Raw genomic sequence first — 20,359 nt, 5'->3', positions numbered from 1 at the left:
GCTATTTAAGCTCTGCGGATGTCTTTCCGAGCAGGCGGCGTGCGACGATGAGTTGCTGAATCTGCTGCGTCCCTTCGAAGATGTCGAGAATCTTCGAGTCGCGGCCCCACTTCTCGAGCAACGGGCGCTGCGAGTAGCCGTAAGTGCCGGCCAACTCGACTGCCTTGAGCGTCACGTCGGTGCCGGTGCGGCCGGCCTTCGCCTTGGACATGGACGCTTCGAGCGAGTTCGGCTTCTTGTTGTCGGCCATCCACGCCGCGCGCAGAGACAGCAGGTACGCGGCCTCCCAGTCGGCTTCCAAACGGATGAACTCGGCTGCAGCTGCATGCTGGTTGTAGACCGGTGTGTCGTAGGAGATCTCGACACCGGCTTCGGTCAGGATGCCGCGCAGTTCTTCGAGAGCCGCGCGTCCGACGCCGACGGCCATGGCTGCAACGAGGGGCCGGGTGTTGTCGAACGTCTGCATGACGCCGGCAAAGCCCTGCTCCACGTTGACCTCCGGGCTGCCGAGGATGTTGTCCGCTGGAATGCGGCAATCCTGGAGCAGGAGTACTGCGGTGTCGGAGGCCTTGATGCCCAGCTTGTGCTCGAGGCGAGCAACGCTCAGGCCCGGTGCGTCACGCGGAACGACGAACGACTTGATGGCCGCTCGGCCCTTCGACTTGTCGACCGACGCCCACACGACGATGTGCGTCGAACGCTCACCGGCGGTGACGAAGATCTTCTCGCCGTTGAGAACCCACTCGTCGCCGTCGAGAACGGCGGTGGTGGTCACGGCGGCGGAGTCGGAACCGAAGCTCGGTTCGGTGATGGCCATCGAGGCCCACACCTTGCCGAAACGTTCGAGCTGTTCGTCGGTTGACACTGCGGCGATCGCGGCGTTGCCGAGCCCCTGGTAGGGGATCGAGAGCATGAGTCCGACGTCGCCCCAAGACGTTTCGAGCGAGTTGAGGAGCGCAGACATGTTGCCGCCGTTGGCGTTGCCACCCTTGGCGCTCGCGTCGGACCGTCCGCCGCTGGCACCGCCGATGTCTCCACCGGAATCGGAGAGGCCTTCGACCATGGCGGCCATGGTGTCGAGCTCGACGGGGTACTCGTGCTCAGCGAGATCGTACTTACGTGAAATGGGTCGGAAGATCTGCGCCGCGACCTGATGTGCCTGGTTCGCTGATGCTTTGAGCTTCTTGGGAAGTTCGAGGTTGATCATCGTGGTTCTCCTGGAAGTTCAGCGGCGTCAGATGAGGACGATGCCCTCGGCAACGCCGATGGCACGGAGGTCGCGGTACCAGCGCTCGACCGGGTGTTCCTTGGTGAACCCGTGTCCACCGAGGAGTTGCACACCGTCGAGGCCGATCTGCATGCCCTTCTCGGAAGCCAGCTTCCGGGCCAGAGCGGATTCGCGAGCGAAGGACAAGCCCTGCTCGGCGCGTGAAGCGCCCCGAAGCGTGACCAGGCGCAGTCCGTCGAGTTCGATGCCGATGTTGGCGACCATGAAGGCAACCGCCTGGCGGTGGCTGATCGGCTCGCCGAACGCTTCGCGCTCGTTGACGTACGGAATCACGTAGTCGAGAACTGCCTGGCTGGTTCCGACGGCCATGGACGCCCAACCGAGGCGAGCCAGGCGAATCGCGTCGGCGTATTCGGCCTTGCGCTGCTCGGCGTCACCGTCGCCGAGCAGTGCGGACTCCGACACCGCGACATCGGTGAGGATCAGGCGACCCAGGCCTGCGGCGCGCAGTCCCATGCTGGGATCTGCTTCGACGACGAGTCCCTTGGTGTCGGATTCGACGATGAAGAAGGACGGCTTGCCGTCGAGTTCTGCGGCGATGACGAAGAGTTCGGACGTAGCGGCGGCGGGCACCAAGCTCTTGACGCCGTTGAGCTTGTAGCCGCTGGGGGAGCGCACTGCCTTGGTCTGCAGGGCAAACGGATCGAACAGTGCGCGTGGTTCGTTGACCACCACTGCTGCGCCGGGGACCTGCTCGCCGGTGAAGGCCGGAAGGTAGGTCTTCTGCTGCGCGTCGGTGCCCCACTGCGTCAGTGCGACTGCCACACCGCTCGGTGCGAGGATCGGAAGTGCAAGTCCCATGTCTCCGTGCGCAAGTGCCTCGGCAACAAGAGAATTGGTGACTGCGCCGCGATCGGCGGCTGCTCCGTCGAGTTCTTCGGGAACGTTGATCAGCGTGATACCGAGCTCGGCCGCGCGCTTGGAGAGATCGGCGGGGGCCTGCGCTGCGCCGTCGGCGTCGTGCGCTGCGGGACGCAGGATCTCGGCCGCGAACTCGCGCACGGTCTCGACGATCATCTTCTGGTCGTCGTCGGGGGTCAGATCGAAGTAGTCGGCGTTCTTGCTCGGGTTGTCGGGCAGGCGCTTGGGTGCGCCGTTGCCCGAGACCTTCTGGAATCCTCGAGTGGCGGCACCCAGGGTTTTGAAGCCCGTCTTGGTGCCCTCGTAGGTCACGCGATCGATGGTCTGACGCAGATTGAACTTCTCGGCCAGTTCCGAACCGGTGATCTTGGTAAGCACACGCATGGCTGCGCCCATGGCGTCGCGTTTGATCGGGTTCAGGCCGACGGCGGACGTGTCGCGGGGCGCACCCTTGGCGCCGCCGCGCTGCGCGCCCGATTCGCTGCGCTGAGCGCTCTTGTCGGGGGCAACACTGTCTTGCTTGGTCATGATCACCAGCTGTTTCTCGGTGTTGGGGCGTTGGACGATCCTTATCTTACTCATCAGTAAGGTCTGTTGTCGAGAAACCGCGAAATGATGCGCGTCATAGGCTCGAGGGGTGAACCGGACAGAGGTGCCAGATCGGATACAGCGGTACGTGCGCTACACGCCGTTGGTGGTGGTCCCGTGCCTGTTGATCGCCAGCACGTATCCGGGGGAGTATCGAGTTCCCCTCACCTACTGGATTCTGTCGATGCTGTCGGCGCTCGCCTTCGCTGTCGGCCGTCGATGGCCGGTCTTCGCGTCCCTGGTCATCTCGGCGCTCGCCGTTCCGATGTTCGTCGCCGACGCCTGGGGGCTGTCCGAGCTTGTTCCGTATCTCGGGGCGGTCGCCGTCGTCGACGTCACGATGCGGGCCGAGCGTAGAGAAATGGTTGCCGTATCGGCAGCAGGATGGTGCGGTTCGGTGCTCGCGGGGATCTGGTTCGAATCTCACGAAGCGTTCTGGTCTGTCACGACGGCTGTGAAAGTGCTTGCGTACGTGGGGTTGCCACTGCTGCTCGGGCTGTATCTACGCTCGCAGCGTGAATTGGCCGCGAACAATCTTGCGCAGACCCGCGCTGCGGAGCGCAGTGCGCTCGCCCGCGAACTGCACGACCTGGTTGCGCACCACATGGCATCGATCGTCCTGAGAATCGGCGTGGCTCAACATGTCTTGGCGCCCCAGGACGAGGCCGTGCGTGAGGTCCTCGCGGATGTGCGTGGGACTGCGTCCGATGCGCTGGCCGATATCCGTCGCCTCCTGGTCGCACTTCGTGATCCTTCGCTCGGTGAGGTCGCTCTGGTCGAGCCGGATGCCGTCGAGGCGGAAATCGAGGCGGCGATAGATCGTGTGCGTGCGGCGGGTTTCGAGGTGCAGGCAGTCTTCGATGCCCAGGAGAATGTCGAGTCAGGCGCAGCCGATCTCGACGCGATCGGGAGGCTGACGTTGTTGCGGGTGATTCAGGAATCACTGACCAACGTCATGAAGCATGGCGACAAGAAGGGGCTGGTATCGGTCTCGGTCGGTCGCGAAGACAACCGGGTGCATGTCAGGGTTGTCAACGACGTCGAGGGATCGCCTCGGAGTGCAGGTCATGGCCTGGTGGGAATGCAGGAGCGTGCGGAGTTGGTCGGCGGCGAGATGACCGCGGGCACCAACAGTGACGGGAAATGGGAAGTGCACGTGAGTATTCCACTCGTTGTCTCGGGCGATGTCTCGTGATCGGCGTGCTGATCGTCGACGACCAGCGACTTGTGCGCGCCGGTTTGCGGATGCTGTGCGCGGCAGCCGAGGACATGACCGTGGCCGGTGAGGCGTCGAACGGCGTCGAGGCGGTAGCGCTCGCTGCAGAATTGGATCCCGACGTGATTCTGATGGACTTGAGAATGCCCGGGCTGGACGGGATCGGCGCCACGCAGCAGATCGTCAAGGCCGGTCGTCGAGCGCGCATCCTCGTGCTGACCACCTTCGACGACGACGATCATCTGTATCCCGCACTCGCCGCGGGGGCTTCGGGATTCTTCGTCAAGGACACCGAACCCGCCGAGTTGCTCGGTGCCATTCGGCGGATCGCCGAGGGCGAGATGGTGTTCACTCCGGAACTTCTCCGCCGCGTTGTGGATCGAGCGGTGATCGGTGGTATCGCAGACACTGCTGTGACGGAGAAGGTTTCGTTGACCGATCGCGAATCGCAGGTCCTCGCGCTGGTGGCAGAAGGGAAGAGCAATCAGGAGATCGCGGACACGCTGCATCTCGGTGTGACCACGGTGAAGACGCACGTGGCGAACCTGATGTCGAAGACCGGTTGCGACAATCGGGTTCGCCTCGCCGTGTACCACTTGCAGAACTTTCAGTGACCGGAGTGCGAACCAGACGAAGGCATCGGCATGTCCATCGGCATGTCCATCTGCATCGGAGCCGCCTTCTGTCCCGGTTCGAGGACGAGGAATTGGCCCATCATCCCTTGGTCCTCGTGCATCAGCAGGTGGCAGTGGAACATGTACGGGAACGTGGGATCGGTGTACTCGGACCACTGCAGTGCGACGCGAACCCTGCTGCCCGGTGGTGTGTAGACGGTGTCCTTGAGTCCGCGCAAGTGCGGCGGGGGAGTGCGACCGTCGACGTCGAGGATCTGGAACTGTACGTCGTGGACATGGAAATTGTGTGGCCAGTTGTCCTTGTTGGTGATCGTCCACACCTCGGTCGCGCCGACCTCGGCCTCGAAGTCGATGCGGTTCATGTCCATTCGTTGCCCGTTGATCATGTACCACTGCAGATCGAAGGTTCGGGAAACGCTTGCCTTCGACGGATCCAGACGCGGCAGTACGGCCAACTGCGCCGGGAGAGTCGACCGTGAGGCGCGGCTGGCAACGCCCCGCAGTTCGATGATGTCGAAGCGGTCGTTCATGCCGAAGTTCTCGGCGTCGGAGGAACTCACGCCACCGCCGTCCTCGATCGGGAACGACACCAGTGTGGTCGTCGCACCGGGGTCGACACGAACCACGATCTCGGCTCGTTCGCCGGGACTGAGCTGAATTCGCTTGATCGAAATAGGTGATTCGAGCAGTCCGCCGTCGGTGGCAATCAGATCGAACGTGCGGTCGTCGGGGAACCCCAGGTTGTAGAGACGGCCGGAAGAGCCGTTCAGAATGCGTAACCGGACGACCCCGGTGGTGACGTCGAGGTAGGCGTCGGAGATGCCGTTGGTGACGATCGTGTCGCCGAGCAGGCCTATGTCGGTCGGATCCGATTCGTCGAAGCTGCCGTCGGCGAGGAATCGACGATCCTGGATGATCAGCGGAACATCGTCGACACCATAGGTTTTGGGGATGTCCAACGCCCGCGTGTCGGCGTCGTCGATCAGGAACAGTCCGGCGAGGCCGCGCTGCACGTGCCGTTCGGTGGATCCGTGCGGGTGTGGGTGATACCAGAGCGTCGACGCCGACTGGCCGATCGTCCACGCCGGTTCCCAGCGTCCGCCGGCTTCGATGGTCTGGTGCGGGCCGCCGTCGTATCGGGCGGGCAGATGCATGCCGTGCCAATGGACGGTCGTGGGCTCTGCCAGTGTGTTGTCGATCGTGAATGCGACAGATTCTTCGCGTTCGGCGCGGACGGTCGGCCCCAGAATGGATCCGTTGAAACCCCAAGTGTCGGTAAGTTTTCCCGCGACGATCTCGGTGGTCCCGGCACCGGCACGAAGTGTGAAGTGGCGAACACCTGCGTCGTCGACGGTGGATTCGGCAAGCGGCGGAATCGGTAGCGGACGCGAAGTTCCGGCCACCGCCAACGTGGCGCTCTTCGCTGCCGGGTCGGCGCCGCAGCCCACCGCGAGCCCGAGGGGCGCTGCGGCCAGACCGAACAGAATCGTGCGCCTGGAAATCCGGTTCATCGTTCTCCTGGAAGTAGTGCGTGATCAACTACTTCCAGTCAACGGGCCGAGATGTCGTGCCGAATCCTGCCGACGGGCCTGTCGGAACTCCTCCCTCGGACCCTTGCGGCGGGTGGGATGTTCTGGTAGTCGGGTGGTTACCGCAGGCGGGCCAGAACGTCTTCGTGCAGCAGTCCGTTGGTGGCGACCGCGCTGCCGCCGTGCGGACCTGCGCCGCCGTCCAGATCGGTGAACGCGCCGCCGGCCTCACGGACCAATACGTCGAGCGCTGCCAGATCCCACAGGGAAACCTCGGGTTCGGCAGCAATGTCGACGGCGCCTTCGGCCACGAGGCAGTAGGAGAAGAAGTCCCCGTAACCGCGCACGCGCCAGACGTGGTCGGTGAGTTCGACGAACTGATCGCGAATTCCGCGGTCCTTCCACCCCGAGAGGCTCGAGAAGCTCAGGCTCGCTGACTCGCTGCGATCGACGGCGGATACCTGGATCGCCCGCGCATCACTGTCCCCGAAGGACGTGTGTGCACCCAAACCTGTTGCAGCCCACCATCGCCGATTCAGTGCAGGTGCGCTCACGACGCCGATGACCGGGACGCCGTCCTCGAGCAAGCTGATCAGCGTGGCCCACACCGGTACGTTGCGGACGAAGTTCTTGGTCCCGTCGATGGGGTCGACCACCCACTGTCTGCCCTCGAAGACTGCGTCGCCGCCGAATTCCTCGCCGAGTACGGAATCCGCAGGACGATGCTCACCGAGCGTCGCGCGCACTGCTCGCTCGACAGCCAGATCGGCGTCGGAGACGGGGGTGAGGTCCGGCTTGTCGTCCACTCGAAGGTCGAGGGCGCCGAAGCGGGCGCGAGTGATCGCGTCAGCCTCGTCGGCGATACGGAGGGCGAGTGCGAGGTCGGATGCGCGATCGGTCACGGGTACACAACCTACCGGCTCAATCGGGGAGGACCTCGTTCAGCTTTCCGGTTGCGACGTCGAAGACGAATCCGCGTAGGGAGGTCGTCGCGGTGACGAACGGACTGTTCTCGATGCGCTTCAACGACTGACGGACGTCCTCGTCGATGTCGGGAAACGATTCGGCAGCCCAATTTGGTTTGATGCCGATCTCGTCCTGGATGGATCGCTTGAAGTCGTCGTCGGTGAACGTCAGCATTCCGCAGTCGGTGTGGTGGATGAGGATGATCTCGGTAGTTCCCAGCAGACGCTGGCTGATGGCCAGGGATCGGATCTCGTCGTCGGTGACGACTCCACCCGCATTGCGGATGACGTGCGATTCGCCTTCCTTGATTCCCAGCACCCGATAGACGTCGATGCGGGCGTCCATGCAGGCGAGTACGGCGACGTGTTTGCTGGGTGGGAGGGGGAGCGGTCCGGTGAACTGCTCGGCGTAGGCGGCGTTGTTCTGCAGGTATTCGTCGGTGACAGTCATCGTTCCAGTAGGTTCCCTCGGAGCGAGGTTGGCAAGGCTTCCAGTCCCGGTGATCCCAATACGTGACGGGCGGCAGGGCCGAGGTCGGCACCCGGTAGCCTTGAGAACCGTGCATCCCGACGTAATTGCAGACCTGAACGCCCTCGACACCACCCTTCGCACCTGCGAATCGGTTGTGGACGTCGAGGAGCTGCGCCGACGCATCGACGAGCTCGAGCACCAGGCAGCCGACCCGGGTCTGTGGAACGACCAGGAACACGCCCAGCAGGTCACGAGCCAGCTCTCCCACGCGCAGGCCGAGCTGCGCCGGATCGTGGCACTACGCGAGCGACTCGACGAGATGCCGATCCTCTACGAACTGGCAGAAGACGAAGGCCCCGACGCGGTGGCCGACGCCGACGCCGAGCGCGCGAGCCTGCGAGACGACATCGCGGCGATGGAAGTCAAGACCATGCTCTCGGGCGAGTACGACGAGCGCGACGCGCTCATCAACATCCGCTCCGGTGCCGGCGGTATCGACGCTGCAGACTGGGCCGAGATGCTCATGCGTATGTACATCCGCTGGGCGGAGAAGCACGACTACGGCGTCGAGGTCTACGACACGTCGTACGCCGAAGAAGCCGGACTCAAGAGCGCGACGTTCGCGATCAAAGGCCCGTACACGTACGGCACGTTGTCCGTCGAGATGGGCACTCACCGGCTCGTTCGCATCAGCCCCTTCGACAACCAGGGTCGTCGTCAGACGTCGTTCGCCGAGGTCGAGGTACTGCCGGTCGTCGAGACGACCGACCACATCGAGATCAACGAGAACGACATCCGCGTCGACGTCTACCGCTCGTCCGGTCCCGGCGGCCAGTCGGTCAACACGACGGACTCCGCCGTTCGACTCACGCACATCCCGACGGGAATCGTCGTCACCTGTCAGAACGAGAAGTCGCAGCTCCAGAACAAGGTGTCGGCGATGCGCGTCCTGCAGGCCAAGCTGCTCGCGGTCAAGCGTCAGGAAGAGCGCGCCGAGATGGATGCGCTCAAGGGCGACAGCGGCAGCTCGTGGGGCAACCAGATGCGCTCCTATGTTCTGCATCCGTACCAGATGGTCAAGGACCTGCGTACCGAGTACGAGGTCAACAACCCGTCGGCAGTGCTCGACGGCGACATCGACGGGTTCCTCGAGGCCGGCATCCGCTGGCGCATGAGCGAGAACCAGTCCGCATAGCGTTCGGATACCGAAAGGCACGATGACTTTACTTCGACCTGGGCAGAACCTGCTCGATTGGCTTCAAACCACCGGTTTGTCCGTCCTCATGACCGTGCTCGGGGCGATGATTCTCGCCCGGTTGGTCAGTTGGGGCGGCAACAAGGTCACCGACCAGATCGACTCCAACTATCAGTTGGGCGATGCGCTGGTTCGTTCCGAGGCGACCAAGCATCGTCACTCGGTAGCGCAGGTCATCACCTGGGTGGTCATCACGTTCATCTACGTGATCGCGACGCTGAAGGTTCTCGACCAACTGAACCTGCCGATCGGAAGTCTCGTCGCGCCGGCGACCGTTCTCGGTGCGGCGCTCGGTTTCGGTGCACAGCGCGTCGTGCAGGACATTCTTGCCGGTTTCTTCATCATCACCGAACGTCAGTACGGCTTCGGTGACACCGTGCGACTTGCGATCACCGGTTCCTCCGACGACGCCGAGGGTGTCATCGAGGACGTGACCCTGCGCGTGACGCGGATGCGGAACTCCGACGGCGAGGTCATCACCGTTCCCAACGGCCAGATCGTGAAAGCGACCAACCTGTCCAAGGATTGGGCACGCGCCGTCATCGACGTTCCGGTTCCGGCGACCGCCGATCTCACCCGGGTCAACGAGGTGCTTCGCCAGGTCGGAGTCGACGCGATGGCCGACCGCGGACTCAAGAAACTGCTGCTCGACGAGCCCACGGTCATGGGCGTCGAAAGCCTGGAGGTCGATCAGGTCAACGTGCGGATGGTCGCGCGCACACTCCCTGGCAAACAGTTCCAGGTCGGACGCGCTCTTCGCGTCCGCGTCGCCGCAGCACTGCGACGTCAGGGGATCACGGTGTCACCGGATCTGCACACCGTACGGACCGAGGAGGCGAGCGAATGACCGATCAGGAACCGCGCCGCGGACTCGACCGACTGTTTCACCTGGACTGGCTCCCGTCCCGGATTTTCGGCGGCCGGATGCGAACCTCTACCTTCATTCTCATCGTGGCGTGGATATTGACGTATCTGTTGCATACGTATCTCAATCCTGAGGACCCGACCGCAGTGACACCACCGCCCAGCGTGGACACGTCGCAGACCGAGCCTTACGTCGCGCCCTCGGTCAAACCGTCGACGACGACCCCCGTGCCGTCCTCGACCGAGCCGACGACTACGTCCGAGACCCAGTCTCCGGAATCGAGCACGGGCAGCTCAGGTTCTCCGACGCCGACTTCGGGTCCCGCGCCTGCGCCGGGCAACGCCGAACAGTCCGCGACCACGGTGCCGACCACTCCGGCGACGACGACCGTTCCCCAACCTGGCGCGGCGATGCAGGCACCGACGTCTGTGCCGCAGTCACCCGCGACCACCGGTACCGGATAAGGACGAGGGTGCTCGCGCGTGGCGCCAAGGTCACCGTTAGATAACGGCTAGACTGGCTAGTTGTGATCAGCATGAAGAATGTGTCGAAGTCCTACAAGGCCTCCACCAGGCCGGCGCTCGACAAGGTCAGTGTGGAGGTGGAGAAGGGGGAGTTCGTCTTCCTCATCGGCCCCTCCGGCTCCGGCAAGTCGACGTTCATGCGGTTGCTGCTCAAGATGGAGTCGCCCACGTCCGGCGACATCGAGGTCGCGGATTTCCACGTCAACAAGTTGGCGGCCCGCCGCGTGCCGAAGCTTCGCCAGAGCATGGGCTGTGTGTTCCAGGACTTCCGCTTGCTTCAGCAGAAGACGGTCTCCGAGAACGTGGCCTTTGCGTTGGAAGTCATCGGCAAGCCCCGCAACGTCATCGCGCGCACTGTGCCCGAGGTTCTCGACATGGTCGGTCTGGCCGGCAAAGCCGATCGACTGCCCACCGAACTTTCCGGCGGTGAGCAGCAGCGCGTCGCCATCGCCCGCGCATTCGTGAACCGCCCTCTCGTGCTGCTCGCCGACGAGCCCACCGGCAACCTGGACCCCGAAACGAGCCAGGACATCATGCTGCTGCTCGAGCGGATCAACCGCACCGGCACCACCGTCGTGATGGCGACCCACGATCACCACATCGTCGACTCCATGCGTCGACGCGTCATCGAACTCGATCTCGGCAAGGTGACCAGAGACGAAGCGCGGGGTGTGTACGGCGTCGGCAGGTAGCGCCGACTACGACCACACGTCCCGTACGCCCACCGGTTGTCGTGAAACAACCGGCCTCTCGAAAAGGAATCGGATTCCCCGATGCGCGCCAGCTTTATTTTCAGCGAAGTCCTGACCGGCCTACGCCGCAACATCACGATGACCATCGCCATGATCTTGACGACGGCGATCTCCCTCGGACTCTTCGGCGGCGGTCTGCTGGTCGTGCAGATGGCAGGCAAGACCCAGCAGATCTTCCTCGAACGCGTCGAGGTGCAGATCTTCCTGACCGACGACATCTCTTCGGCCGATCCCGGTTGCGAGCAGGAGATCTGCAGTTCGTTGCGCAAGGAACTCGAGCAGACTCCGTCCGTCGTCGCGGTTCAGTACCTCAACCGCGAAGACGCCGTGAAGGACGCCACCGAGCGCGTGTTCAAGGATCAGCCAGAACTGGCAGCCCTGGTGAGCCCGGACAGCTTCCCGGCGTCGTTCAAGGTCAAGCTCAGTGACCCGGAGCGGTTCGGCGTCATCAACGACACCTTCGGTTCGAGGCCCGGCGTCGAGAGTGTGCTCAATCAGCGCGAGTTGGTGGACCGACTGTTCAGCGTGCTCGGTGGAGTGCGCAACGCAGCGTTCGCGATCGCGATCGTCCAGGCGATAGCGGCCATCCTGCTCATCGCCAACATGGTCCAGATCGCCGCGTTCACGCGTCGTACCGAGGTCAACATCATGCGGTTGGTCGGCGCGACGCGTTGGTACACCCAGCTTCCGTTCCTCCTCGAAGCCGTCGTGGCGGCCTTGATCGGTGCGGTGCTCGCCATTGCCGGACTGTTCACGGCGAAGAACGTCTTCATCGACGGGGTCCTGTCCGACGTCTACGAAGCAAACATCGTGGCGCGGATATCCAACAGTGACGTGCTGTTCGTCTCGCCGATCCTCGTACTTGCCGGTGTCGGAATGGCCGCGGTGACGGCGTACGTGACACTGCGTCTGTACGTCCGCGAATAATCGGTTTGCACGAGCTTCTATGCTGGAACAGCAAGAACCATTCGACAGCAAGACAGCGGACTGAGAGGCCCGGACAGTGAAGGAAAAGGGCCGCAAGGTCATTGCAACCAATCGCAAAGCACGCCACAACTACACGATCATCGACACCTACGAGGCCGGCATCGCTCTCGTCGGGACCGAGGTCAAGAGTCTGCGTGAAGGCAAGGCGTCGCTCGTCGACGCGTTCGCCACGGTGGACAACGGCGAAGTGTGGTTGCGCTCGTTGCACATTCCGGAGTACACGCAAGGCACGTGGAACAACCATTCGCCACGTCGTACCCGAAAGCTCCTGCTGCACAAGCGTGAGATCGAGCACCTCGTCGGCAAGACCCGCGAGGGAAACCAGACGCTGGTCCCGCTGTCGATGTACTTCAACGACGGCAAGGTCAAGGTCGAACTCGCACTGGCAAAGGGTAAGCAGGACTACGACAAGCGCCAGGACATGGCCAAGCGCACCGCCGAGCGCGAGGTGACCCGCGAGCTCGGTCGTCGTATCAAGGGCATGCGCTGACCTCCATCCTGCTTGCCCTCGTGGCGGCAGTTGCCTACGGAGTCAGCGACTTCGTCGGGGGAGTTGCGTCACGACGAGTTGCCGCACTGCGTGTGGTGATCGTCTCGTATCCACTCTCGCTCGTCATCGTTCTGATCGCAGCACCTTTCGTATCCGGGACGCTGACGCCGAACGGTCTGATCTGGGGTGCGATCGCGGGCGTCACGAGTGGTCTGGCGGTCTGGTGGTTCTATCTCGCGCTGGCAACCGGCCCCATGTCGGTGGTCTCGCCGCTGACAGCTGTTCTGGTGGCGGGCATTCCGGTGCTCGTCGGCTTCGCTTTCGGTGAGCGGCCGGGGTTGATCGCGTACCTGGGTATTGCCGTCGCGCTGGTCGCCGTCGTCCTGGTCAGCCGCGAGTCGCCTGACGACACCGCGGGTGAGGTTGCCGGCGGAATCACCCTCCGCTTCACCAGACAAGTGGCTCTTCTGACCGTCGGAAGCGGTGGCGCATTTGCACTCTCGTTCATCGCACTTCACCAGATCGGCGAGGGCAGCGGGCTGTGGGCGTTGGCCGTATCTCGAGGTGCCGCGACCGTCGTGGTGTGGTTGGTCGCGCTGGCGGCCGGTCACTTCGTTCTCCCACGAGGCGAGCCACTCAAGCTCGCGGTGTACGTCAGCGTCCTCGACGTCGTCGCGAACGGGACGATGATCTACGCCTTCCAAGGCGGAATGCTCTCACTGGTCAGCGTGATCGGTTCGCTGTATCCGGCTGCGACGGTTCTGCTCGCCATGGTGATGCTGGGCGAGCGGGTAAGCCGCGTGCAACAAGCGGGAATGCTGTTGGCGCTGGCGGCAGTCGGCATGATTGCCGTCGCGGGCGCCTAGATTTTTTCGAGTTCCAGCGTTTTCAGTTCCAGCGTTTCAGCCGCGTCTGTCGGCCGGCGCTGCGCGTAGGTGAACCCGCTCGCCTTGTTTTCCGAAGAGGCTGATCGCCTCGGCCGGCCGTCCGTCGGCAGCACTGATGCGGTGCGGGATGTGCGTGTCGAACTCGGCGGCCTCGCCTGCCCCCATGATGAAATCCCGGTCGCCGAGTTGGAGCCGAATGCGCCCGGACAGAACGTAGACCCACTCGTAGCCCTCGTGGGATCCCGGTTCGCGATCGTCGTCGGTGGGCGAGATGATCATCTTGTAGGCCTGGAGGTTGCCGGGTTGACTGGTCAGCGGAATGACCGTCATGCATCCGACCGTTCGAGGTTCTTCTCGAACGCGGGGGTCCTTGATCTTGCTGTTCACCAGGTCGTCCAACGGGACGCCGTGTGCCTTGGCAATCGGCAGCAGAAGCTCCAAGTTGGCTCGGCGAGTACCGGATTCGAGTCTCGAGAGTGTGCTGACGCTGATGTCGGTGGTCTCCGACAGGTCGGCCAGGGTCATGTCGGACTGCTGGCGCAACGCACGCAGGCGAGGGCCGATGCCGGCTAGAACGGCTTCGACCGATGTTTCGGTCATGAATCTATTTTGCCAAAGTGGCAACAGTGTTTGTCAAGAATGCGATCTCTTGTCATTCTGGATTCATGACGCAGAACTCATTCGACGTAGCAGTAATCGGAGCCGGCGCGGCAGGGCTGAACGCCGCACTCATCCTTGGTCAGGCACGCAGGTCCGTGATCGTCTTCGACAACGGATCACCACGGAACGCGGCCGCCGACCACATGAACGGATTCCTCTCCCGTGACGGCATGAACCCGGCAGAATTGTTGACCATCGGCCGAGGTGAGGTCCGCAAATTCGGCGGCGAGTTCCATGACGGCACCGTTGTCTCCGTGACACGGGACGGCGAGAAGTTCTCGGTAGAACTGGCTGACGGCAGCAAGATTCAGGTGCGCAAGGTGCTTGTTTCGACGGGTCTGACGGACCGCCTACCGGTAGAACTCGAAGTCTTCGGCGAGCGTTGGGGACGCGATGTGTTGCACTGCCCGTACTGCCACGGGTACGGCGTGCGTGATCAGCCGCTCGGCGTGATCGCCAAGAGCGCGGAATTTGCGATGCACCAGGCGCTCATGGTTCGCCAGTGGTCCGATGACGTGGTTCTCTTCCTCCATCGAATCACCGAACTGAGTTCCGAAGATCGGGAAAAGCTTGCAGCTCGCGATATTTCGATCGTCGAGGGTGAGGTCGCTGGTCCCGTCGTCGAGGATGATCGGTTGGTGGGCGTGCGATTGGCCGACGGCACTGTGGTCGCGCGTTCGGCGGTCTTTGTCGGTGGCGCTCTCACGATGGACCCCAACGATGCGATCTTGCGCGCATTCGGTGCGCAGCGCGCTGAGACGATGATGGGCGATTTCGTCACAGTCGACATGATGGGGGCGACGAGTGTGCCCGGCGTGTTCGCTGCGGGCAACGTCGTCGACCCGGGTGCCCAGGTCATCATGGCCGCAGCCGCCGGGGCGAAGGCTGGAGCGGGGATCAACATGATGTTGACCAACGACGATCTCGAGGTTGCACTGGCGCTTCGCAGTTGAATTGTGCGTAGCGTGGGGTGATGGACGCAGTGAGAGTGTTGATCACGGGTGCGACCGGATACATCGGCGGACGCCTTGCCCCTCGCCTGGTCGAAGAGGGCCACCGCGTTCGAGTGGTGGTGCGCAGCCCGGAGAAACTACGCGATGTTCCCTGGCATGATTCCGTGGAGATCAAGCGTGGGGATCTGACCGACAGTGCCACCCTCTCAGGTGTTTTCGACGATATCGACGTGGTCTACTACCTCGTTCACGCCATGGGTGGGGGAGGGTCGTTCTCGGATATCGACAAGCGAAGCGCGGAGAACGTCGCCGCCGCTGCCCGCGATGCGGGGGTGCGACGGATCGTCTACCTGGGCGGGCTTCATCCGTCCGACCGAGAGTTGTCGACTCACTTGCAGTCCCGGCTCGAAGTCGGTCGGATCCTGCTCGACTCCGAGGTTCCGACGGTTGTGTTCCAAGCTGGAGTGGTGATCGGATCGGGTTCGGCGTCCTTCGAAATGGTGCGCCACTTGACCAATCGACTTCCGGTGATGACCACACCCAAGTGGGTGCACAACAACATTCAGCCGATCGCAGTGCGTGACGTACTCCACTATTTGATCGCAGCCGCGGCGACGACGCCGGAGGTCAACCGCGCCTTCGACATCGGTGGGCCCGATGTCATGCAGTACGGCGAGATGATGAACACCTACGCCGACGTCGCAGGATTGGTACGCCGACGCATCCTCGTCTTGCCGGTCCTCACCCCGCGTCTGGCAGGTCACTGGGTGGGATTGGTCACGCCGATCCCACGGGGCTTGGCGATGCCACTGATCGAATCACTGCAGAACGACGCGGTGATGCACAACCACGACATCGACGACTTCATCCCGCCTCCCGCTGAGGGCCTCACGCCGTACCGGGAAGCTGTGCGTTTGGCGCTTCGCAAGATCGAGACCGGTGAGGTGGAGACGGCGTGGTCCGGTGCGACGATCGCGGGAGCGCCGTCCGATCCTCTTCCGTCCGACCCGGACTGGGCAGGGGAGGCAGTTTACGTAGACCACCGCGAACGTGACTGTGCTGCGGATCCGAAAACCCTCTGGTCGGTCGTCGAGTCGATCGGCGGCGAGAATGGTTGGTATTCATTCCCTTTGGCGTGGGCCATCCGGGGGTGGATGGACCGCGCGGTCGGCGGGGTCGGACTGCGCCGAGGTCGACGCGATCCCCGTCGGCTCAACACCGGTGAAGCCCTGGACTTCTGGAGGGTCGAAGAAATCGACCGAGGCAAGTTGCTCCGTCTGCGAGCCGAGATGAAGGTCCCCGGCGGAGCATGGTTGGAGTTGCGAGTATCAGAAGGCCCAGCCGGTGCCGACGGACGGCCGGTGGGTTCGCACCTCGATCAGCGTGCGGTCTTCTTCCCTCGCGGGCTCGCAGGTCGGGCGTACTGGTATTCGATCCTGCCTTTCCATGGAGTCGTCTTCCAGGGGATGATCACCAACATCACTGGTGCCGCCGAGCGTGAGATGGCTGCAGTGCAGGAAACGGCTGGGGTGCAGGAATCAGCTGGGGCGAAGGACACGGAAAGTGCCGCCGATTAATTGGTATGACTTCCGAACTTCGGCGCGTTATAGTGAATAGCCCCACGAAAGACGCGGGGCACACACGGGGCTGAACGGTTTCGACTGCGTGTGTTGAGTTAGGGGAAGCGTGTCGGTGCAGGCAAGAGACCACCGTAAGCGTCGCTGCAAACCTATAAGCGCCGATTCCAATCAGCGCGACTACGCTCTCGCTGCCTAAGTAGCGAAGCGTGTCTGTCAGCCCGGGGTTGCCCTCGACCCGGTTCCTGGCATCAGCTAGAGGGCTTTACTGTTCGGCTCGGTCACGGAGTCGGATGGGACATCAAACAGTGACTGGGATCGTCATCCTGGCTTGTTCGCGAGACTGGGAGATCCAAGTAGAGACTTAGCGAACTGCACACGGAGAAGCCCTAGCGATTCAACGTAGGACCCGGGTTCAATTCCCGGCAGCTCCACAACAGGTCGGGCCGGAGAGCACACGCTCTCCGGCCCGACCTTTTTGTTGCCTTGCTGCTGTTTTGTTGCGGCGCTTTGCTGCCGCGCTCGGGACTTCTTGCGATCAGGAGCCGAAGAATCCCAGGTCGACCGAGCCGACGAAGCCGGGAGCTTCCTTGGCCAGCGGCTTGCCGTCCAAATCGGTAGGCAATGCAACGCCCAGGCTCTGGAGGATTGTCGGGGTGATGTCGGCGATCGTGTACGAGTCTGTGTTCGTACCGGCCGCGTATCCCGAGCCGCGTGCTATGACGAATGTCGTTGCTTCCGCGGGTGTCTGACCGCCGTGCCCGCCGATGGGCTTGTGCCCATGATCCGCAGTGACCAGTACGGTCCACTTCTCACCGGTCTTTGCTGCGCGCTGATCGACGGCATCGACAATCTTGCCCACCTGAGCATCGACCGAGGCGATGGACTCTTCGTACGCAGCGCCGTTGGTGCCGCCGCTATGTCCCGCGCCGTCCACCTGATCGAGTTGGGTGAAGATCAGGTCAGGTCCCTTGTCTGTGATGTCGCGGGCGACGGCGTCTGCCGTCGCAGCGTCGGTGGCCGCTCCGGAACCTGCATCGGCAGTGGTGACGACAACGTCGGCTTTCGGCGTGCCGCTGGATGCGATGTTGTCGATGCCGCCCCAGGTGGAGATCGACTCGGTGAGCAGAGAGGGCTGTGCTGTTTCCAACCGTGTGAACACGCTCGGGTAGAGGTCGAAGCGGGCGCCTGCGTACGTGTTGTCCTTGACACCGTGCTTGGTGTCCCAGACTCCGGTCAGGATGGTCGACCACGACGGTCCGGAGATGGTGGTGTGGCCGAGGATGGAAGATTCTCCGCTGGTTCCTTCGGCGATCAGCTTCTGGAGGCGGGGAGCGTCGGCGGTCTTGATGTGGCTGAGCATAGTGCCGTCGAGGCCGATGACAACTGTCTTCTCGGCGGCCGACGGATTGAGGTCGGACGATCCGGGAATTGCTGCAGCAGTTGCAGTTCCGGCAGCAACAGCGCCGGCGAGGAGGAGTGTGATAGCGGCTGAGGTGCGTGCGATTTTCTTGGTCACGCTAAGCATCTTGCGATAGGACTAGACCAATTGCACTACCTGGATGTGAGGGTTGTCCTGTTGTTCACGGCAGATTCAGATTGGACTAGACCAATGTTTCCTCAGGCGGCCCAACCGTCGAGGATGACGCTGACCGCGTGATCGAGGTGAAGGGGCTCGCCGTCCCATCTTGGGATGATCGCGTCGTCGGGTATGTCTCCGCGCAGTAGGCCATCAGCGAATCCCTCGGTCGGTGGTGCTGGGTCGATGACGTCACCATTGGCGTAAAGGAACTCGAACTTCTGCTCGCCGAGAGTAGTGATCGTGAACTGGCCGTCATGCAGCGCGCGGTGGCAGGTGCCGCACAGCATGATCAGATTGTCCAAGTCCGTATTTCCGCCGCGTCCCCAGAATTTCACGTGATGTGCGTGTAAGAAGCGAGTCCGCCCGCAACCCGGTGTGCGGCAACATCCGTCGCGGTAATTCAATGCCAGCATTTGTTTGGCGCTGACGACGCGGGTCCTTCGGCCCAGATTCAAAACGCATCCCTCCTTTGTCGTTCCCAGGCGAAGTTTCGCGTTGCAGAGCACTTCCTCGGCGGCACTTTGGGGGAGCGCGGGTCCACTCGGTACGCGGACGGTGTTCGCTTCGTGGAAGAACACAACTTCGTTCGCGGCGGCCTTGGACGTGCGGTCTGTGACTGCGGCGGTGGCGAGCTCTGCCATCGCGACGAGTCCTGGTCCGATATTTCCGGCCGGGTTCTTTGTAGCCTTCTCGTCGACAGGGCGGATGGCAGCGGTTCGGGTGCGTTCACGTTCCGCCACCGCCAATGCTGCGAGGATTCGGGCGCCGTCCTGTGCGGGCAGGCGTCCTTTGATGACAAACTCGCCCGTATCCGAGTCCCAATGCCAGCGGACCTGAAGATGTTCGGGCGCTTTGCTTTTGCCGGATTCATTGTCGGTTGCTTTACGCAGACCTGCGGCGAGACGATCGATCTGGGCTGCGGGCGCCTCGCATCCGAACCGAACCATCTGCTGTTCGTTTGACGGCGTCGTGACCCGGGTGAGTGCGCGAACCTTCGAGTAGGACAGCCGGCCTTGCTCGAAGGCCTTCCGCATCTCGGGCAAAGGTCGGAGCGCTTTGGCGACGCGAACATATTCCCTGCCGGTGTGCAGGCTCATTCCACATTTCCACGACAGCCAGTGGGCGCACGAATGAAGTCCAGGGCCGGTCCAGCCGCGGTCTTCGTCGAATTTTGACAGGAGGGTAAGGAATCGAGCCGTGGCCGCGGCGATCTGGCCGGCGAGGGCGCAGATTTCCGAGCCGAGCTGATCCACGTCGTCTCGGTTGGAACCCTGCGTATCTTCATCGATCAGTGCTGCGTTCTCGGTTAATGCTGCGTTCATGGTTGCCCCCCGGCTCGCGTTCGACATCATTTCGAATGTACGTTCGATGGTAGATGTGGGTGCCGACACCTTCACGGATACGGGGTGAAAGCGTCCCCGCGGGGACGTCTAACTGCTGCCGATCGAGTACTCGGCGTAGGTGCCGACATCCTTGAAGCCGAGGTTTCGATAGAGCTGTGCGCCGTCGCTGGACGCCTGAAGTACTGCTGTTCGGGCACCTCGCTCGCGGGCGATGTCGAGTGCGGCAAGGGTGACCGCCGAGCCGAATCCGCGTCGGCGCGCCGTTTCGAGTGTGACGACGCCGTACAGTCCCGCGACGTCGGCGGCAAAATGGACCTCGGCTCCGGCGACAGGCTGGGAGTTCGCGTATCCCACGACAAACGAACTCCGCGAGCGCTCATCGAGGATGTCATCGGCGGTGTCTTCGAAGAAACGTATTACTGCGATTGAGGGCGGCGACCAATTGGCGGCCATCACGGCGGCGTAGTCGGCGAGCTGCGAACGAGTCGTCACTCGCTGAACGCACAGTTCTGAGACAGGCGTTGGGCGTGGGACGGCGTCCAAGTCTGCCGTCATCGCTCTTTCTTCCTCGGAGCGCACGCAGCCGAGGGCTGACAAGCGAGCGCCGAGGTCAGAGGGCTTGTCGCGCGGACCTGTCCACCAGGAGAACGGACGACCGGTTGCTCGAAGCCACGCGAGTACGTCGAGTAGTCGTCGGTCTTCTTCCGGGCCTTCAGCAGCAGGTACAGCGAAGCGCGCACCAGCGATGATGTTGAAAGTGTCGTCGGCGAGGCCGCTGTCTGCGACGACAACATCCGCAGTGACCGTGACCGATGCAGTCGGCAAGTGTTCATGCAGGTGGCAGGCATGGGAAACCAAGTTGGCGTCCATGGCGTCGAGGACGTCACCGACGAGTGCTTCACGATTCACAAAAGAAATTCTACGAACCCC

General features: G+C 62.9%; 20 protein-coding genes and 1 other RNA gene. 11 read left to right on the top strand and 10 right to left on the bottom strand.

Annotation, left to right across the window (positions count from 1 at the left end; all coding sequences use genetic code 11):
• Position 1: 1 nt before the first annotated feature.
• On the bottom strand, positions 2 to 1,207 hold the full coding sequence (locus ACYP01_RS25670; RefSeq protein ID WP_459683039.1) for an acyl-CoA dehydrogenase family protein: 1,206 nt from the start codon (positions 1,205 to 1,207) through the stop codon (positions 2 to 4).
• 27 nt (positions 1,208 to 1,234) lie between these two features.
• The gene (locus ACYP01_RS25665) at positions 1,235 to 2,683 is read right to left on the bottom strand and encodes an acyl-CoA dehydrogenase family protein (RefSeq protein WP_003942317.1); all 1,449 of its coding nucleotides are present in this window, start codon (positions 2,681 to 2,683) and stop codon (positions 1,235 to 1,237) included.
• Positions 2,684 to 2,786: 103 nt separating this feature from the next.
• Between ACYP01_RS25665 and ACYP01_RS25660 the strand changes: the two genes are divergently transcribed.
• Positions 2,787 to 3,932: a sensor histidine kinase gene (locus tag ACYP01_RS25660; protein ID WP_047271658.1), complete on the top strand. Its 1,146-nt coding sequence runs from the start codon at positions 2,787 to 2,789 to the stop codon at positions 3,930 to 3,932.
• The gene (locus ACYP01_RS25655) at positions 3,929 to 4,567 is read left to right on the top strand and encodes a response regulator (RefSeq protein WP_459683038.1); all 639 of its coding nucleotides are present in this window, start codon (positions 3,929 to 3,931) and stop codon (positions 4,565 to 4,567) included. Before ACYP01_RS25660 ends, ACYP01_RS25655 begins: the two co-directional genes overlap by 4 nt.
• Here the strand turns inward: ACYP01_RS25655 and ACYP01_RS25650 are convergent.
• The 3 genes from ACYP01_RS25650 to ACYP01_RS25640 all read right to left on the bottom strand — a co-directional run bounded on the left by ACYP01_RS25650 (position 4,561) and on the right by ACYP01_RS25640 (position 7,533).
• Positions 4,561 to 6,099, bottom strand: coding sequence for a multicopper oxidase family protein (locus ACYP01_RS25650; protein WP_459683037.1), 1,539 nt, complete (start codon positions 6,097 to 6,099; stop codon positions 4,561 to 4,563). The two genes, ACYP01_RS25655 and ACYP01_RS25650, sit on opposite strands and share 7 nt — an antisense overlap.
• A 137-nt stretch (positions 6,100 to 6,236) precedes the next feature.
• Entirely contained in the window at positions 6,237 to 7,019 is a 783-nt protein-coding gene (gene hisN / locus ACYP01_RS25645; RefSeq protein WP_007731284.1) for a histidinol-phosphatase, read from the bottom strand.
• 19 nt (positions 7,020 to 7,038) lie between these two features.
• Complete coding sequence (locus ACYP01_RS25640) at positions 7,039 to 7,533, bottom strand: beta-class carbonic anhydrase (RefSeq protein WP_007731285.1); 495 nt, start codon at positions 7,531 to 7,533, stop codon at positions 7,039 to 7,041.
• A 109-nt stretch (positions 7,534 to 7,642) separates the two neighbouring features.
• Here ACYP01_RS25640 and prfB point away from each other — a divergent pair, with 109 nt between their 5' ends.
• A complete protein-coding gene (gene prfB, locus ACYP01_RS25635) occupies positions 7,643 to 8,749 on the top strand; it encodes a peptide chain release factor 2 (protein WP_003942364.1) in 1,107 nt (368 codons plus the stop codon).
• Between the two features lie 22 nt (positions 8,750 to 8,771).
• Positions 8,772 to 9,656 (top strand): mechanosensitive ion channel family protein, encoded by an 885-nt coding sequence (locus ACYP01_RS25630; protein WP_003942304.1) that lies wholly within the window; start codon positions 8,772 to 8,774, stop codon positions 9,654 to 9,656.
• A gap of 205 nt (positions 9,657 to 9,861) precedes the next feature.
• On the opposite strand, the gene ACYP01_RS25625 is transcribed toward ACYP01_RS25630, so the two are convergent.
• A complete protein-coding gene (locus ACYP01_RS25625; protein ID WP_003942353.1) occupies positions 9,862 to 10,125 on the bottom strand; it encodes a hypothetical protein in 264 nt (87 codons plus the stop codon).
• Positions 10,126 to 10,209: 84 nt separating this feature from the next.
• Between ACYP01_RS25625 and ftsE the strand changes: the two genes are divergently transcribed.
• The 4 genes from ftsE (at position 10,210) to ACYP01_RS25605 (ending at position 13,293) form a co-directional block, all read left to right on the top strand.
• On the top strand, positions 10,210 to 10,890 hold the full coding sequence (ftsE, locus tag ACYP01_RS25620) for a cell division ATP-binding protein FtsE (protein WP_020969258.1): 681 nt from the start codon (positions 10,210 to 10,212) through the stop codon (positions 10,888 to 10,890).
• A gap of 81 nt (positions 10,891 to 10,971) precedes the next feature.
• The gene (ftsX, locus tag ACYP01_RS25615; protein ID WP_003942367.1) at positions 10,972 to 11,877 is read left to right on the top strand and encodes a permease-like cell division protein FtsX; all 906 of its coding nucleotides are present in this window, start codon (positions 10,972 to 10,974) and stop codon (positions 11,875 to 11,877) included.
• 76 nt (positions 11,878 to 11,953) lie between these two features.
• A complete protein-coding gene (gene smpB / locus ACYP01_RS25610) occupies positions 11,954 to 12,427 on the top strand; it encodes an SsrA-binding protein SmpB (protein WP_003942330.1) in 474 nt (157 codons plus the stop codon).
• A gap of 8 nt (positions 12,428 to 12,435) precedes the next feature.
• Positions 12,436 to 13,293, top strand: a complete 858-nt coding sequence (locus ACYP01_RS25605; protein WP_073512801.1) for a DMT family transporter — start codon at positions 12,436 to 12,438, stop codon at positions 13,291 to 13,293.
• Positions 13,294 to 13,329: 36 nt separating this feature from the next.
• Here ACYP01_RS25605 and ACYP01_RS25600 read toward each other — a convergent pair whose 3' ends face one another.
• Positions 13,330 to 13,914, bottom strand: coding sequence for a helix-turn-helix domain-containing protein (locus ACYP01_RS25600; protein ID WP_459683036.1), 585 nt, complete (start codon positions 13,912 to 13,914; stop codon positions 13,330 to 13,332).
• A gap of 65 nt (positions 13,915 to 13,979) precedes the next feature.
• Here ACYP01_RS25600 and ACYP01_RS25595 point away from each other — a divergent pair, with 65 nt between their 5' ends.
• The 3 genes from ACYP01_RS25595 to ssrA all read left to right on the top strand — a co-directional run bounded on the left by ACYP01_RS25595 (position 13,980) and on the right by ssrA (position 16,941).
• Positions 13,980 to 14,927, top strand: coding sequence for an NAD(P)/FAD-dependent oxidoreductase (locus ACYP01_RS25595; RefSeq protein WP_378503923.1), 948 nt, complete (start codon positions 13,980 to 13,982; stop codon positions 14,925 to 14,927).
• Positions 14,928 to 14,947: 20 nt separating this feature from the next.
• Positions 14,948 to 16,504: an SDR family oxidoreductase gene (locus ACYP01_RS25590; protein ID WP_277376900.1), complete on the top strand. Its 1,557-nt coding sequence runs from the start codon at positions 14,948 to 14,950 to the stop codon at positions 16,502 to 16,504.
• Positions 16,505 to 16,570: 66 nt separating this feature from the next.
• Positions 16,571 to 16,941: a transfer-messenger RNA gene (gene ssrA, locus ACYP01_RS25585) on the top strand.
• Between the two features lie 101 nt (positions 16,942 to 17,042).
• On the opposite strand, the gene ACYP01_RS25580 is transcribed toward ssrA, so the two are convergent.
• The 3 genes from ACYP01_RS25580 to ACYP01_RS25570 form a co-directional block, all read right to left on the bottom strand.
• On the bottom strand, positions 17,043 to 18,032 hold the full coding sequence (locus ACYP01_RS25580) for an alkaline phosphatase family protein (RefSeq protein ID WP_459683035.1): 990 nt from the start codon (positions 18,030 to 18,032) through the stop codon (positions 17,043 to 17,045).
• Between the two features lie 92 nt (positions 18,033 to 18,124).
• Entirely contained in the window at positions 18,125 to 19,408 is a 1,284-nt protein-coding gene (locus ACYP01_RS25575) for an HNH endonuclease signature motif containing protein (protein ID WP_459683034.1), read from the bottom strand.
• 108 nt (positions 19,409 to 19,516) lie between these two features.
• Complete coding sequence (locus ACYP01_RS25570) at positions 19,517 to 20,338, bottom strand: GNAT family N-acetyltransferase (RefSeq protein WP_459683033.1); 822 nt, start codon at positions 20,336 to 20,338, stop codon at positions 19,517 to 19,519.
• Between the last annotated feature and the right edge of the window lie 21 nt (positions 20,339 to 20,359).

It is taken from the genome of Rhodococcus sp. no. 34 (assembly GCF_054589475.1).
This window is presented reverse-complemented; position numbering and strand designations above follow the sequence as displayed.